The sequence below is a fragment of the Pseudomonas weihenstephanensis genome, assembly GCF_001043055.1.
GTDB classification, from domain to species: Bacteria; Pseudomonadota; Gammaproteobacteria; order Pseudomonadales; family Pseudomonadaceae; genus Aquipseudomonas; species Aquipseudomonas weihenstephanensis.
Genome location: NZ_JYLF01000007.1, coordinates 49,322 through 64,875, shown reverse-complemented (window position 1 = coordinate 64,875; position 15,554 = coordinate 49,322). Strand labels below are relative to the sequence as shown.

At 59.0% G+C, this 15,554-nt stretch carries 12 protein-coding genes; 6 read left to right on the top strand and 6 right to left on the bottom strand.

From position 1 onward, the window contains the following. Complete coding sequence (hcnB, locus tag TU86_RS16495; protein WP_048365396.1) at positions 1-1,398, bottom strand: cyanide-forming glycine dehydrogenase subunit HcnB; 1,398 nt, start codon at positions 1,396-1,398, stop codon at positions 1-3. Further along, complete coding sequence (hcnA, locus tag TU86_RS16490; protein WP_048365395.1) at positions 1,395-1,712, bottom strand: cyanide-forming glycine dehydrogenase subunit HcnA; 318 nt, start codon at positions 1,710-1,712, stop codon at positions 1,395-1,397. Before hcnA ends, hcnB begins: the two co-directional genes overlap by 4 nt. 239 nt (positions 1,713-1,951) lie before the next feature. Here hcnA and TU86_RS16485 point away from each other — a divergent pair, with 239 nt between their 5' ends. Both TU86_RS16485 and TU86_RS16480 read left to right on the top strand, forming a co-directional pair. Continuing rightward, on the top strand, positions 1,952-2,815 hold the full coding sequence (locus TU86_RS16485; RefSeq protein WP_048365394.1) for a LysR family transcriptional regulator: 864 nt from the start codon (positions 1,952-1,954) through the stop codon (positions 2,813-2,815). 124 nt (positions 2,816-2,939) lie between these two features. Beyond that, positions 2,940-4,208 (top strand): D-mannose isomerase, encoded by a 1,269-nt coding sequence (locus TU86_RS16480; protein WP_048365393.1) that lies wholly within the window; start codon positions 2,940-2,942, stop codon positions 4,206-4,208. Here TU86_RS16480 and TU86_RS16475 read toward each other — a convergent pair. From TU86_RS16475 to TU86_RS16460, 4 genes are all read right to left on the bottom strand, one after another. Continuing rightward, positions 4,161-4,487 carry a FecR/PupR family sigma factor regulator gene (locus TU86_RS16475; RefSeq protein WP_048365392.1) on the bottom strand — a complete coding sequence of 109 codons (327 nt, stop codon included), beginning with the start codon at positions 4,485-4,487 and terminating at the stop codon, positions 4,161-4,163. The two genes, TU86_RS16480 and TU86_RS16475, sit on opposite strands and share 48 nt — an antisense overlap. A 354-nt stretch (positions 4,488-4,841) precedes the next feature. Beyond that, positions 4,842-5,588, bottom strand: coding sequence for an SDR family oxidoreductase (locus TU86_RS16470; protein ID WP_048365391.1), 747 nt, complete (start codon positions 5,586-5,588; stop codon positions 4,842-4,844). 63 nt (positions 5,589-5,651) lie between these two features. Continuing rightward, positions 5,652-7,748, bottom strand: a complete 2,097-nt coding sequence (locus tag TU86_RS16465; RefSeq protein ID WP_048365390.1) for a putative bifunctional diguanylate cyclase/phosphodiesterase — start codon at positions 7,746-7,748, stop codon at positions 5,652-5,654. 139 nt (positions 7,749-7,887) lie between these two features. Continuing rightward, entirely contained in the window at positions 7,888-8,784 is an 897-nt protein-coding gene (locus tag TU86_RS16460) for a LysR family transcriptional regulator (RefSeq protein ID WP_048365389.1), read from the bottom strand. A 222-nt stretch (positions 8,785-9,006) separates the two neighbouring features. On the opposite strand from TU86_RS16460, the gene TU86_RS16455 reads away from it, so the two are divergent. From TU86_RS16455 to TU86_RS16440, 4 genes are all read left to right on the top strand, one after another. Next, a complete protein-coding gene (locus tag TU86_RS16455) occupies positions 9,007-10,542 on the top strand; it encodes an MFS transporter (RefSeq protein ID WP_048365388.1) in 1,536 nt (511 codons plus the stop codon). Positions 10,543-10,674: 132 nt separating this feature from the next. Next, complete coding sequence (locus TU86_RS16450) at positions 10,675-11,358, top strand: response regulator transcription factor (protein WP_048365387.1); 684 nt, start codon at positions 10,675-10,677, stop codon at positions 11,356-11,358. After that, on the top strand, positions 11,336-12,724 hold the full coding sequence (locus TU86_RS16445) for a sensor histidine kinase (protein WP_048365386.1): 1,389 nt from the start codon (positions 11,336-11,338) through the stop codon (positions 12,722-12,724). Before TU86_RS16450 ends, TU86_RS16445 begins: the two co-directional genes overlap by 23 nt. Before the next feature lie 503 nt (positions 12,725-13,227). Further along, a complete protein-coding gene (locus TU86_RS16440; protein ID WP_048365385.1) occupies positions 13,228-15,051 on the top strand; it encodes an ABC transporter ATP-binding protein in 1,824 nt (607 codons plus the stop codon). Positions 15,052-15,554 lie beyond the last annotated feature (503 nt).

The following is a 15,554-nucleotide window of genomic DNA, read 5'->3' as shown; positions in this document are numbered from 1 at the left end:
TCAGGCATCCTTGCAGGCATTGGTGAAGGCAGAAAAAGGCACAGGCTCCAGCGGGAAGCGCGGGCGTAACCAGCCGACATCCTTGCGCCCGGTGGCATCACGCAAGCGATCGCTGCAATAGCCGACGCACATCCGGCCCTGGCAATCGCCCATGCTAACGCGGGTGCGCATTTTCAGCCCGGCCATGTCTTGCACGCCCTGGCTAAGCGCCACGTCGATATCAGCGCGCGTCACGTGCTCGCAACGACAGACCACGGTGTCGGCCTGGGGCAGGTCAATCTGGCGGGTGCCGCGTTGGGTGTAGCGGTCAATCCCACCACGGAACCGCATGATGGTGTTGAGTTTACTCATGTAAGCGCGGCGCTCTTCAAGGGCCTGTTTTTCACTCAGGACCCCGCGCTGCATCAATATCGACAGGGCCGCGATACGCCCTGTGAGCATCGCCGCTTCGCCACCACGCAACCCGGTGACATCACCGGCCAGATGGATACTCGGGTCACTGCTTTGCTGCCAGCTGTTCGCCGTTGCTGCCAGATAGCCATCAACGTTATAGGCGTGCTCAAGCCCCATTTGCTGGGTGAGCTGGGTGCGCGGAATAAACCCGTAGCCCACCGCCAGCGTGCGTGCGACAACCGGCTGCGCCTTGCTCATGTCGGCCTGCCAGGCGCTGGAATACGGCGCAACAATCACTTCTTGCACCTCACCTTCACCACGGGCCTCGACCACGCCCCAACCGTAACGCACTGTGATGCCGTGGCGCTTGAGGTACACCAGCATGCTCAGGCCATCGAGGAACAACTGCGGCTGATTGAGCAGCGCCAAGCTTTCTTTGGCGATACGGCCCAATTCACACGCTTCATAAACACCGGCTATTTCGACACCCGCCGCATGCAACTGGCAGGCAACCAGCATCAACAGAGGCCCAGTGCCCGCGATGAGTACCGGGCCTTTAGGCTTGACTACACCACTTTTGATCTGCAATTGCAGGCCGCCGAGCATGATGACTCCCGGCGTGGTCCAGCCCGGAAAAGGCACGCTGCGCTCATGGCAGCCGGCCGACAACACCAGTTGCGGGAATTGAATCTCTTGCACCTGTTCATGGGCATCGAGCATTTGTAACCGCTGTTCGCCCTGACCACCAATCACGCGATGATTGAGCCGCACATCGACCAGATGGCCAAACTCGGCGAATTCAGCGTGCAATTTATGCAGCGCGTCTTTATAGCGCTCACCCAAATAGTCCAGCTCAACGCCTTCGCGCAACGGGCCGCGATACACCACACCGCCCAGGCGCGACGCCTCTTCGAGCAAGGTGCTGGCTACGCCATGCTGCGCCAGCTCGATCGCGGCTGACATACCCGCCGGGCCACCCCCAACGATGACAGGATTCAGGCTCATAGCACTTTCTCCTGTTCGGCGACCCGGTTGTGTCCGGTTTCGACTTTCATACCGGGGTGTACCACGGTCTGACAGGCGCGACGCTTGTGCCGACCGTCAATATTGACCAGGCAGCAGTAGCACACGCCCATGCCGCAATATGCACCGCTGATCTGTCCGTGATCATTGGCTGACACCTGGCGCACACCCACTGAATTCAAGACGCTGAGTACGGTTTCCCCTTGCGCAGCATTCACCGCCTGACCATTGATGAGGATGGTCATGTCCGCCTGCATTAAAGGTTGAATGTCGTACTGCCGGTTCAAATCATCCATTTTTTTATGTTGTCCTTTTAATGTGTCTTGTGCGGCACACCCGCAGGTGCCGCACCGCTTCATGCGGGCCTCTGGATTTTTTGGGCAGCCAGAGGTCTTGGCGTTTAAATACCAAGTCCATGAACGTTAGACGATTCGCAAAAATAAGCATTGATATAAGCCAATAGATTCACCTGATTTTTCGAGTTTTCGACCTAATGCACTTACACTAAATGCCCTTTGCACTGCGGCGGCCCTCTATGGACCTGGATCTGGCTCGAACCTTTCTTGAAATTGTTCGCTACGGCAGCCTTGCCAGCGCAGCCCAGAACCTGCATGTGACCCAGACCGCCGTCACGGCACGGGTGCAGAAACTTGAAAGCCTGCTGGGCGTGACGCTGTTCATTCGCAACCGCGCCGGGGCCAGGTTAACCCCCGAAGGTGAAGCCTTTGTGGTGTATGCCAATCAACTGCTGCAAACCTGGGAAGCGGCACGGCGCGATTTGCCGCGCCCTGAAGGGCTCAATCAAGTGCTGCATATCGCGGGGGAAGTCAGCCTGTGCAACCCGCTGATCCTGAGCTGGACCAAAGCCCTGCGCCAACACCTCACCTCCCACGCCGTGCGCGTGCAAATTCGCGATGGCGAGCAGTTGTTGCGTCAAGTGGAAATGGGCTTGCTGGATGCCGCTCTGGTTTACCGGCCCGCGTATTGGCCTGGGGTGCAGGTGGAGCAATTGCTGGAAGAAAAGCTGATTCAAATCCGCCGCCCCGCCTTACCAGAGCCTTATGTGTACGTGGATTGGGGCGAAGATTTTCGGCGTCAGCATGATGCTGCGCTGCCCGATAAAGCGCGCGCCGCGCTCAGCTTCAACCTGGGACCTGTGGCGCTGCACTACATTCTTGAAAACGGCGGCAGTGGCTACTTTCGCACGCGGGTGGTGCAAAGCTACCTCAACAGCGGTGCGCTGGAGCGGGTGCCCAAAGCGCCAGAATTCAGCTACCCCACCTATCTGGTGTATTCGCGCGAACGTGATTGCGCGGCGCTGCAACAGGCGCTTGAGCTATTGCGCGACATCGTCAAACAAGACAGCGACTGGTCGCAACGCTGGGGACCGGAGGTCTGAGCAATCAACGGCGCTGAATCCACAGCACGTGTGACGCGGCGCAGTGAAACCTTTCAGCTGTTCAACGGGTGATCAATCCCTTAGGCTGCACGCGCTGGATCATGCCCAAAAACATAGGTGGCCCATGATTGATCTCACTCGCACGCACGCTGGTTCGATGGCTTCTGTTGCGCACCATCAATGGCTTGATGAGCAGGGCCGAACGCTGATTGAATTCGCCAAAGCTGCGCGAGTGCCACAGGGTTTTGCCTGTCTGGACCGCTTTGGTCGCCGCCCCGATGAGGCTGACGCAGACACCGTTACCACCGCACGCATGGTGCACAGTTTTGCGCTCGCCCACCTCAAGGGCCTGCCCGATTGTGTGCAACTGATTGATCACGGGTTAGCCGCGTTGGCCGGGCCTTTGCGTGATGCCAAACACGGCGGCTGGTTCGCCACCTCGACCGCACACGCGGGTACTGCTCGCAAACAAGCCTACCTGCATGCCTTTGTTGCGCTGGCTTTCAGTTCGGCGGTCATGGCCGGTCGGCAAGGTTCGGCCGAACTGCTGGGCGATGCGGTCCAAATCCTTGAAGATACGTTTTGGTCTGAAGACGAGGGGGCATTGCTGGAGTCCTTTGCCAACGATTGGAGTGACTGCGAGGCGTATCGCGGGGCGAACAGCAACATGCACGCCACCGAGGCTTTTCTGGCGTTGGCCGATGTGCTCGATGAAGACGTATGGCTCGACCGCGCCCTGCGCATTGCAGAACGGGTGATCCATCAACATGCCGCGCAATCGGACTACCTGCCGGTTGAGCACTTTGATGGCAACTGGCAGCCCTTGCCCGATTACAACCGCGATAACCCGGCCGATCAATTCCGCCCTTTTGGCAAGACCCCAGGCCATGCCTTTGAGTGGGCGCGGCTGTTGCTGCATCTGGAAGCTGCACGCACGCAGCGCAGCCTGTCGACGCCCGCGTGGTTACTCGAAGATGCCCGCCAGCTGTTTCACAGCGCGTGCCGCTACGGCTGGAATGTCGATGGCAGCAGCGGCATTGTTTACACACTCGATGAGGACAACCGGCCGGTGGTGCGTGAGCGCCTGCACTGGACGCTGGCCGAGGCCTCAGCCGCGGCGGCGGCGCTGTGGCAGCGCACAGGCGAGGCGCAGTATCAAACGTGGTACACGCAGTTTTGGGACTACATCGACCTGCACCTGATCGACCGCCAACACGGCAGCTGGCATCACGAACTGAACCCGGACAATCAACCTTCGGCGCGCATTTGGCCTGGCAAACCTGACCTCTACCATGCCTACCAGGCCACGCTACTGCCCCGCCTGCCGTTGGCGTTCAGCCTGGCATCAGCCCTGGAGCAGCAGGCCCGAGGCCAGAACCCCCACCCCGATTAAAAACGCAAGCCATGCGTGTTGAATGGCCTTGTGGCGCGAGAACGAAGTACCGGCGCTCAGCACCCGGCGCACTTCTTTGAGTTGATCAGGGTCTGCGGTTTGACGGGATTTAAAACTTAAAACATCGGCGACGCGCTGCCAGGCAGCCAGGTGTTCCGGGTTTTGCGCCAGCCAGGCTTTGAACACCTGACGTTGGGAAGGACATGCGTGGCCGGACTCAAGCAGCAACATCCAGTCAACAGCCGCACGGGTAATGGGGTCAACGCTGCTTTTGCTCATAGGGACTGCGCCACTCGAACAATTCATAAAAAACAACCAGACTCAAATAGTAATAAGTCGCATTATCGACTTATTGACTTCAATTGCAAGACCCTCGCGCGGGTTGCTTTTTGCTCTTTGCTTTTCAATCTCTTCCTGTTGCCACCCACATCGATCGAACAACGCAAAGGCCCCTCACAGAAGGCTGAGCGCAGTGACTGTTGCGAGAATGCCCAGACAGCCGTGTTGGGCCTAGGATGGCCCGTCGCGGCGTGCCCCCGCAACGGTGCCGAAGCGAAGCCACCGCCGAGACTTGGCGAGGCGGCCGGATGGTAGGGCACGCCCATCTAAAGCACATCAACACTTGTGCGCTGTTCAGCGTCCGCCGCCCATGTCGACGAATGTGCCTGTGGCATACGAGGCTTTGTCCGATAACAACCACACAATAGCCTCAGCAACTTCTTCAGGGCGACCACCTCGGCCCATCGGGATGATGGACTCCAGCTTGCTGACACGCCCCGGGTCCCCGCTCAAGGCATGAAAGTCGGTGAAGATGTAACCCGGCCGCACCGCGTTGACTCTGATCCCCTCACCCGCCAACTCTTTGGACAGGCCGACGGTGAAGGTGTCCAGCGCCCCTTTGGACGCGGCGTAATCAACGTACTCACCCGGCGAGCCCAAGCGCGCCGCCACCGACGAGACGTTTACGATGTTGCCGCCCTGCCCGCCATAACGGGGGGACATGCGCAGCACAGCATGCTTGGCACACAGAATCGGGCCCAGCACATTGGTTTTAAGGGTGTGCAGAATGCGGAACTCGGACATGTCTTCAACCCGCGACTTGTGCCCCACGGTCCCGGCATTGTTGACCAGGGCAGTCACCGGCCCCAGTTCCTGATCAACCCGAAGGAACAGGCTGATGACTTCGTCCTCATTGCTGATGTCGGCGCGCACGCTGATCGCCTGTGCGCCCAAGGCCCGGACGTGCTCCAGCACCTCGTGCGCCGCCGCGTCGTCAGCCAGGTAGTTGATGCAGATTTTATAGCCTTGCCGGGCTGCCAACAGTGCTGTTGCCGCCCCAATGCCACGGCTGCCACCGGTGATCACGATGACTTTATCCATAAATACGCGTTCCCCATTCACGGTGTAAACCTGCGGGCAGAATAACTGGCAGCAGGGTGTTTGTCAGTGCGCCGTGTTTTTCTGCACAAGCGCTTGTTGGCCTTGGTGGATATCGGCCATGAACTGTTGCGCAGGTTTGGGGTGGCCCAGCAAGAACCCCTGCAACGCGTCGCAGCCAAGGGTGGTCAAAAAGCTTTGCTGGGTATCGGTCTCAACCCCCTCGGCCACAATGCGCAACCCCAGCGCCTGCCCCAGCGCAACGATGGCCGAGACGATGGCCGCGTCGTCACTGTCGTGCTCCAGGTCACGCACAAAACCACGGTCAATTTTCAGCTCGTTGGCCGGCAAACGCTTGAGGTACATCAAGCTCGAATAACCGGTACCGAAGTCATCAATGGACAGGTCGACCCCCATCAGTGACAGCTGTTGCAGCACGTTCATGCTGGCATCCGCATCGCTCATGGCGGTGGTTTCGGTAATTTCCAGGGTCAGGCTGTTGGCCGGCAATTGATGACGCGCCAGGGCCGACGCAACGCTGTCCACCAGCCCTTTGTGACAAAACTGCAAGGCCGACAGGTTCACCGCCATGCGCCAGTGGCTGTAACCCTGATCACTCCACAGGCGCATCTGGCGACACGCTTCGTTGAGTACCCATTCGCCTATCGAAATGATCAACCCGGTCTTTTCCGCCAGGTCGATAAACGCGTCCGGCATCAGCAGCCCTTGCTGTGGATGCTCCCAGCGCAACAGCGCTTCGGCCCCCACCGCCTGGCCATTGCTAGCGTCGAATTTGGGCTGATAGTGCAGGCAGAACTGCTGATGCTCTAAGGCATGACGCAGGTCCTGGAGCAGTTGCAATTGCTTGCGCGCATTGGTGTTCATGGACACATCAAAAAAGCTGTACCCATTTTTGCCCGCGCCTTTGGCGTGGTACATCGCCGCGTCGGCGTTCATCAACAACTCCTCGGCGCTTTCACCATTGCCGGGGTAGAGCGCAATGCCGATGCTTGCGGAGATTTGCAACTGATGCTCGTCCACTTGAAACGTTCTGGACAACAGGCTGACCTGGCGCGCCGCCACCTGTGGCGCATCATCGGCTTCATTCAAGCGCACCAGCAGCACAAACTCATCGCCGCCAATGCGCGCCAGGGTGTCTTGCCCGCGCAACTGCTCACGCAGGCGCAGCGCGACTTCACGCAGCAAGCGATCACCTAAATGGTGGCCGAACGCATCATTCACCGGCTTAAAGCCATCCAGGTCGATAAACATCAACGAGAAACAGCCACCCTGCTCCGCGACTTTGCGCTGGGCCTGACCAATACGGTCGGCCAGCAAAATACGGTTGGGCAACCCGGTCAGGTTGTCGTGCAGCGCCAGTTGCGTCAGCTCTTGATTGGCCAGCGTCAGCGAGTCTGCCAGCGCCGCCGTGCGCGCATCGAGCCTGGCATCAAAAATCGACGTCAGCAACGCGATAATCAACACCGCCAGGCTGGCGACCAACACCAGGTCGTCCAAGCCTTTGCCACTCAAACCATCGAGCGCCGCACCGCAAAAGCTGCCCGCCGGAAAACTCGCAGCCGCCATGCCGGTGTAGTGCATGCCGACAATCGCCAACCCCATGATCACCGACGCGCCCGCCCTGGCCAGACGCACATACGGCGTTTGCTGACGCAAGCGAAAGGCAATCGACAGCGCGGCGGCCGAAGCGCCCACCGCAATCACCAAAGACAAGCCAAACAGTGCCGGGTCGTAATCGATGCCTGGCTGCATGCGCAACGCGGCCATGCCGCTGTAGTGCATGGCGCTGATGCCCGCTCCCATGATCAAGGCGCCAAATAATAATTGCAGCGCCGGCAAACGCGGCTGGCTGACCATCCACAAGGCAAAACCTGAGGACAGGATGGCCACCAGCAACGACCACAGGGTCAGGCCCACGTCGTAACCCAGCTCAATGGGCAAGGACAGCGCCAACATGCCGATAAAGTGCATCGACCAGATGCCGAAGCCCATCGCCAGCGAGCCGCCACCCATCCATAGGTAAACGGCACGACCACGCGCCGTGGCGATCCGGCCTGCCAGATCAAGGGCCGTGTACGACGCCAGCATGGCGACACACAGTGAAATCAAAACCAACGCGGGGGAGTAACTTGCAGAAACCATGGGCCTTCTCGTGAGCGTTTGCCGAACTGCTTCCATGCTCGGTGAAAAGTGCGCGATTGTACTGGTTCCCATAGCAAACGCACGCAAAGACATTGGCTATGTGCCAGTACCTAATCAGGTCTTTTTGATCGATCCGTCATCAGCGGCTTAACGCGGCCTCGTTTACCCGGAAGTCGTGCTTGGCGTGCTCAATGTAACGCGCCACGACCGCCGACTTTTCAAAGCGCCGATGAATCAAGGATAGCCATGAAGTCACTTCACAGCCGTCGATGGGACGATAAATCACACTCGGCAAACTGATATGCCCCACCACGGACGCTGGCACCACCGCCACGCCCTGGCGCAACGATACCAGTGCAATGACCGCGACCAACCCGCCGGGTTGCGGCCCCAACTTGGGGGCATAGCCACCTTGCGCGGCCACTTGCAAGGTGCCGCTGATTTGCTCCGGCAGCACGAACGTCTCGTTTTGCAGATGTTCGGGGCTGATGCTTTTAAGGCGCGCCAGCCACGAGTCCGCCGCCAGCGCCAGTACAAAGCCTTCTGCGTTCAAGCGCAGGGCTTGCAGACCTTCTGGCAGCGCCATCGGTGAACGTATGTAGCCAACATCGAAACGACCTTCGACCACCATCAGTGGCAAATCGGGCATCAGTGCTTCGCGCACGGTAAGGCTCACGTCGGCGCATTCGCGACTGAAACCCTGAACCTGACGCTGCAAAACCCCCGAATACACCGCCGACGCCACATACCCCAACTCGATATGCCCCAACTCGCCGCGCCCTGCACGCTGGGCGTTGCGTTGCGCCAGCTCAAATTGGCGCACCGTGGCCTGTGCTTCGGGCAATAAGGCCTGCCCGGCTTGCGTGAGGCTGACCTGGCGCTGCTCGCGGACGAACAAGCGAACCCCCAGTTCGGTTTCAAGGTCTTGCACTTGGCGACTCAACGTCGGCGGCGCGATGCCGAGCACTTCGGCGGCGCGAGTGAAATTGCGTTGATGCGCAACCGCCAGAAAGTAGCGGAAATGACGTATATCCATAGCCGTATTAGCTCAAAGGTAATGAAGTCCAGCACATTCGCTAACAAACACTCTGTTACACAGCGATACCCTGTGCCGACAGTCACACTAGAGAGTCCTTCACATGTCCGTCAAATCCCCTGTTTTATTGCCGTGCAGTGAGTTAGCCGGGGCGCATGCCCCAGCCCGTGTGCAGTGCATTGCCTGCAACGCAATGAGCCGCACCCCCCGGGAGCAACAGCCATGAAAGCCGTCAGCCCACGTCTTACCCTGCTGGCCGCATCAGGGGTGTGTTCACTGATCGTGCTCGACACCAACATCGTCGCCGTCACCCTGCCCAGCATTGCTCAGGATTTAGGCGCCAATTTCGTCGATATCGAGTGGGTGGTCAGCGCCTACATGCTGGCCTTTGCGGCACTGCTACTGCCTGCGGGCAGCATTGCCGATCGTTTCGGTCGCAAAAAGACCCTGCTCTGGGGCTTAAGCATTTTCATCCTCGCCTCCATCGGCTGCGGGGCGGCGCCGACCACGCTGCTGCTGGACATCGCCCGTGCGGTAAAAGGCGTGGGCGCGGCACTGCTGCTGACCTCGGCACTGGCCTCAATTGGTCATGCGTTCCATGACGAGGTGGAGCGGGCCAAAGCCTGGGCATTCTGGGGCGCCTGCATGGGCGTGGCCATGACCGCCGCCCCGACATTGGGCGGCCTGATCACCCAGTACCTGGGGTGGCGCTGGATCTTCTACCTCAACCTGCCGGTGGGCCTGTTGCTCATGGCACTGGTTACCCATGCGATTGCCGAGTCCCGCGACCCGCAGTCTGCGCGCCTCGACCCGTGGGGCAGCCTGGCTTTCAGCGCCAGCCTGGTGTGCCTGATCTGGGGCCTGATTGAAGCCAACCGCATTGGCTGGAACAGCCCGCTGACCTACGCCCGGATGTTCGGCGGGCTGATGCTACTGGGCGTCTTTGTGTTGGTTGAGTCCCTGCAAAAGCGCCCGATGATTGACCTGCAACTGTTCCGTCATCCGCGCTTTATCGGCGCTTTGCTTGGCATGTTCGCCTACGCCGGTTGTGCCCAAGTGATGATGACCCTGCTGCCGTTCTACCTGCAAAACGGCTTGGGGTTCAGTGCCGTCCTGTCAGGCTTGGGCATGCTGCCCTTTGCCCTGACCATGTTGATTTGCCCGCGCATTGGCGCCCGCCTGGCCTCACGTTACAGCCCCGCCACGATGATGGCAGCGGGTTTGACGCTGGTGGGCTGCGGCAACCTGCTGAGCGCCTGGGCGGTGGAGCACGGCGGGTATTTGAGTTTCGCGCTGACCACCGCGGTGACTGGCGCCGGAGCAGGCCTACTCAATGGCGATACGCAAAAAAACATCATGGCCTGTGTACCGCGCGACCGGGTGGGCATGGCGTCAGGCATGAGCACCACCATGCGCTTCAGCGCCATCGTGTTGGCGATCGGCGTGTTGGGGGCATTACTGGGCGGACACACCGAGCAAAACCTGCATGCCAGCTTGAAAGTGGACGCGTCGCAATGGGTGGGGCAAACCCACTTTATTGCCTCGCGAGTCGCTGCCGGGGACATGACCGGGGCCTTGAGCCAACTGCCCGATGCTGTGCAGCCACAGGTTCAGACGCTGGCGACGCAGGCGTTTGTCAGCGGGTTCAGCGTGGTGTTGTGGGTCGCCGGTTGGCTGGGATTGCTCGGCGCGCTGGTGGTAGGCACCCTGATGCGCAAGCCGATTCCACAGATGACGCTGATCACGCGCCCGCTTTAAAAGACGCTGTGCGGGTCAACCATCGCGCCGACATACCTGCCGCGAAGCTGAACATGAAGAATTATTAAGAAACGTTTCAGCTTTTTGTGGGCAAAATGTGCTCACCGCTGTGAAGGCTTATCAGGTGACGGTATGACCCGCATTTTGACCATTGAAGACGATGCCGTAACGGCGAAAGAAATCGTGGCTGAACTGAGCAGCCACGGCCTGGAGGTCGATTGGGTCGACAACGGCCGTGAAGGCCTGGTGCGCGCTGTAAGTGGCGATTACGACCTGATCACCCTCGACCGTATGCTTCCCGAGCTGGACGGGTTGGCGATTGTCACCACCTTGCGCACCATTGGTGTCAGCACCCCAATCTTGATGATCAGCGCCCTGTCCGATGTCGACGAACGTGTGCGCGGGTTGCGGGCCGGTGGCGACGATTACCTGACCAAACCGTTCGCCAGCGACGAAATGGCCGCCAGGGTTGAAGTGTTGTTGCGACGCAAAAGCCCGGCCGACAAATACGAAACGTCCCTGCGCGTCGCCGATCTGGAACTCAACCTGATCACCCGTGAAGCCAGCCGCGCCGAGCAACAACTCAGCCTGCTGCCCACGGAATACAAACTGCTTGAGTTTTTGATGCGCAACACCGGGCAAATCCTCTCGCGCATGATGATTTTCGAAGAAGTGTGGGGTTATCACTTTGATCCCGGCACCAACCTGATCGACGTGCACATTGGCCGTCTGCGCAAAAAAATCGATCCGCCGGGCCAGGTGCCCCTGATTCGCACCGTTCGAGGCTCGGGTTATGTCATTGCCGAACCCCTCTAAGGGCTGGCGTTCTTCCAGCAGTCGCTTGCTGGCGCTGTACAGTTTTCTGTTCGTGGCCTGGAGCTGCATCCTGATGGGCGTGCTGTATTACGAGGTGTCGCACTACCTCGCTAATCTGGCCAAGCACTCCTTGATGCAGCGCCAGCACCTGTTCTCGCGCTTTGAAGGTGAGCAACTGGATGAAGCGCTGGCCACCAGCCTGACGTTCGATATGCGAACAGTTGATGCCTATGGACTGTTCGATGCGCAACACCGCCCCCTCAGCGGTCCGATTCAAGTCATCCCTGATGACCTGCCGCTCGATGGCCAGATCCACGAGCTGCGCACCTGCATCGACGCCGACGATCCCAACCTGCCGCAAGACAGCTGCGACGCCGTCGCCACCCAGACCAACGATGGCCGCTGGCTGGTGCTGGTGCGCGACAACGGCTCATTGTTCGCGGTGACGCGGATCATTTTGCATGCCTTGTTTTGGGGATTGTCACTGACCATTCTGCCCGGCATCGCGGGCTGGCATTTGCTCAGGCGTCGGCCCTTGCAACGCATCCGAGCCATCCAGGCCAGTGCCGAAGCCATCGTGGCGGGTGATCTGACTTATCGGTTGCCGCTGTCGAACCGGCGTGACGAGCTGGACATGCTGGCGGCCATCGTCAACGCCATGCTCGACCGCATTGAGCGGCTGATGCATGAAGTCAAAGGGGTGTGTGACAACATCGCGCATGATTTGCGCACCCCGCTGACCCGGCTGCGTGCGCAACTGTACCGCATTCAACAGCAGGCGCCCGAAGGCTCACCCCAAGCGTTGCAAATGGATCAGGTGATCGCTGAAACCGATACGTTGATGGCGCGCTTTCGCGGGTTGTTACGCATTTCAGAACTGGAAGACCATCAGCGGCGCTCAGGTTTTGTGCAACTAGACCCACTGCCCTTGCTGCAAGAGCTGTATGACTTTTACTTGCCGCTGGCCGAAGAAGGCCAGGTGACGCTGCTGCTGGACGTGCCTGCCAGCCTGCCCGGCCTGACCGGCGACCGCGCATTGTTATTTGAAGCGCTGGCCAACTTACTCAGCAATTCGATCAAATTCACCCCGCCGGGTGGTCAAGTGATTCTGCGCGCGGTCAACGATGACGCCAGCCCGCGCATTGAAGTGCTCGATACCGGCCCCGGCATTCCAGAAGCAGAACGTGAGGCGGTGTTCCAGCGCTTTTACCGCAGTGACGACAAACATGGCGGCTTTGGCCTTGGCCTGTCGATTGTGGCTGCCATCGTCAACCTGCACGGTTTCAGCCTGGAGGTGGATAACCGCGAAAGCGGTGGTGCCCGGCTGACCCTGCATTGCCGCCAGAGCCTGATCAGCGTGGGGTAACACTGCAACAGCGGGTCGGCGCCAACCGTCATGCGCGGCTACGATCAGCCGCGCTGCATCTTTACATTTCCTTTGACACAAACTGGCACACTTTTTTCTTGTAAATCCGCGTTCGCAATTATTCGGCTGGAATGACCCCTCCCGCGTGCGCAACCCGCACCCATTGCGAACACGGACGGTAACGCCGTCCACATTCGGTGCAATGACGGACCAAAAGTCACGTCAATAAGCGGCTGTTATAAAGGAATATGAACGATGTCGGATGCGTGCACAGTTTCAACCACCGCCCCTTCCCCCGCCCTGTTTGTCGCCTTGCGTCTGCCGGTATGGCATTCGTGTCCGGGCACCGACACTTAGCCTGACGCTGCGCTGACGCCCGCGTTTATGCCGGGGCGCCAGCGATACGCACTCACTGTTTGCTGACCCTCAGCCCGTTTTTGGCTGCGCCTTTTATCGCGCCGCCAACGCGACTCCTTTTGCTCCAAAAAAGAAGGCAGCCCGTCATGTCTGAAGTTGACGCTATCACCCTTCCACCCAAACAGCCGTGGGCCTTTGTGTGGCATTACATTCGCCTGTATCCCGGCTGGTATTGGGGCATTGCCCTGTTACAAGTTGGGGCTGCCATGACCGCGACACTGATGCCCTACGCCATCGGCCAAATTACCGGTGCCGTCAGCGATGGCGCCTGGGATCAGGCTGACGTGTGGCACGCCAGCCTGCCCGCGCTGGGCTTACTGCTTGGCCTCGCGGTAGCGCAAATGCTGTTCGCACGCGGCGCTACGCTGTGCATGATCATGGTTCGCCCGCAGCAAAAAATACGCATTATCCGCGACCTTTTTTCCTACTTGCAGCGCCATTCGCCGCGTTATTTCAGCGAGCACTTTGCTGGCAGCCTGGCGCACCGTATCGGTGAAGGCAGCATCGGTTTGCTGGAAATCACCTGGTCGCTGGTGGTGGAAATGCTGCCGATTCTGGTGGTGCTGGTCACCAGCCTGGTATTGCTGACCCTGGCATCACCGTGGCTGGGCCTGGGCTTGTTGCTGTGGGTGGGCGCTTATTCGTGGCTGGCGTTTGTGCTGTCGCGCAAAGCCCAGGTGCTCGCTGGCAATCACGCGCAAGCGCGCAGCGTGACCACCGGCAAAATCGTCGACGCCGTGGGCAACTTGAGCAGCATCCGCCTGTTCGCCCGTCAGGGGTTTGAACTCGATTACCTGACCCGTTACCAGACAGAAGAGAAACAGGCAGCCCAGCGCTCCTTCTTTTATCAGGAGAAAATCCGCCTGCTGCAAGACAGCCTGTCCATCGTGTTGCGCGTGGGTTTGGTCGCCTTGGCCTTGTACCTGTGGCACTTGGGCAAAATCGATGTCGGGCAACTGGTGATGGTCGCCACACTGGGTTTGATGATCGTGGCGCAGTGCAGCTTTCTGAGCATGCAGTTCATGCATTTCTTCGAGTTCATCGGCAACATCGAAAACAGCATCAATACGCTGCTGCAACCCCACGAAATGCCGGATCAGCACGGCGCGCAAGCTGCCCGCATCGAGAAAGGCTCGATTCACTTTCGTGATGTGAATTTCGGCTACAGCCCCGACAAACCAATTTTCAAACACTTCAATCTGGACATTCGCGCCGGGCAACGCGTGGGCATTGTCGGGTTTTCGGGCTCGGGTAAATCGACGTTACTCAACCTGCTGCTGCGCTCATACGATCCACAGAGCGGCAAGATCGAAGTCGATGGTCTGGACATTCAACACATGACCCAACAATCGCTGCACACACACATCGCGCTCATCCCCCAAGAGCCGGGCCTGTTTCACCGTTCACTGCGCGAAAACATTGGCTATGGCGACGTGCACGCCAGCGAGTCGCACATCATCCTCGCGGCCAAACGCGCCCACGCCCACGAATTCATCCTGCAAATGCCTGAGGGTTATGACGCGTTGATCGGCGAGCGCGGGGTCAAACTGTCAGGAGGACAACGCCAGCGCATCGCCATCGCCCGCGCACTGTTGAAAAACGCACCGATCATGGTGCTCGACGAAGCCACGGCAAGCCTCGATTCAGAAACCGAGAGCCTGATTCAAGGCAGCCTCGACGACATCATGTCGGACAAAACCGTGCTGGTTGTCGCCCATCGCCTGTCCACCATCGCGCACCTGGACCGTATTGTCGTACTGGACAAAGGTCAGATCATTGAAGACGGCACCCACGGGCAACTCCTTGAACGCCGTGGCTTGTATTTCGGATTATGGCAACGCCAGACGGATGGACTTCTCAGTGAAACTGACGATCAAGTACAGGACAACTTAGTGACTCAAGAGTCATGAACGTTAAACCTCGCGCCCTCTTATTTCACGCGCTATCGAGAGGCGATAGCACGTGAAAGCACAGCGCCCTCATTCTTAATGATTCTTGCCACATGAAACGTGCACTAAGGCACCACTTATTGGCGCACATCTTGCTCTTTTAGATGGCCAGACTTGCTCGATCTTCTTATTACCGGCCTTTAATCAATGACTCCCTGCGTACTCGGTTTCCTTACGCGCGTCTCTGTACCGCAGGGTGATTAACTACAAGAACATTAGATTCATGACTGACGCACAGTCGTCTTTACGACAGTTCATGCAGCGCTATGCACACGCCTCCAATTTTTTGTCGTTACGCCTGGTAGAGCAGCACACGCACCACATGGCCGTGACCCGAAATATCATCGAGCCACCCCCTATCAGCGACGAACATCTAACCTGGCGACTTACTCGATGACGAGGTGCTGAACGCACTCGGCACGGCGCTGTACATCAGTAATCTGTGGTACCTGAACTCCTCGGAT

Coding starts and splice junctions, on each gene's coding strand:
- hcnB (WP_048365396.1), bottom strand. CDS start 1,398: ATGAGCCTGAATCCTGTCATCGTTGGGGGTGGCCCGGCGGGTATGTCA.
- hcnA (WP_048365395.1), bottom strand. CDS start 1,712: ATGGATGATTTGAACCGGCAGTACGACATTCAACCTTTAATGCAGGCG.
- TU86_RS16485 (WP_048365394.1), top strand. CDS start 1,952: ATGGACCTGGATCTGGCTCGAACCTTTCTTGAAATTGTTCGCTACGGC.
- TU86_RS16480 (WP_048365393.1), top strand. CDS start 2,940: ATGATTGATCTCACTCGCACGCACGCTGGTTCGATGGCTTCTGTTGCG.
- TU86_RS16475 (WP_048365392.1), bottom strand. CDS start 4,487: ATGAGCAAAAGCAGCGTTGACCCCATTACCCGTGCGGCTGTTGACTGG.
- TU86_RS16470 (WP_048365391.1), bottom strand. CDS start 5,588: ATGGATAAAGTCATCGTGATCACCGGTGGCAGCCGTGGCATTGGGGCG.
- TU86_RS16465 (WP_048365390.1), bottom strand. CDS start 7,748: ATGGTTTCTGCAAGTTACTCCCCCGCGTTGGTTTTGATTTCACTGTGT.
- TU86_RS16460 (WP_048365389.1), bottom strand. CDS start 8,784: ATGGATATACGTCATTTCCGCTACTTTCTGGCGGTTGCGCATCAACGC.
- TU86_RS16455 (WP_048365388.1), top strand. CDS start 9,007: ATGAAAGCCGTCAGCCCACGTCTTACCCTGCTGGCCGCATCAGGGGTG.
- TU86_RS16450 (WP_048365387.1), top strand. CDS start 10,675: ATGACCCGCATTTTGACCATTGAAGACGATGCCGTAACGGCGAAAGAA.
- TU86_RS16445 (WP_048365386.1), top strand. CDS start 11,336: ATGTCATTGCCGAACCCCTCTAAGGGCTGGCGTTCTTCCAGCAGTCGC.
- TU86_RS16440 (WP_048365385.1), top strand. CDS start 13,228: ATGTCTGAAGTTGACGCTATCACCCTTCCACCCAAACAGCCGTGGGCC.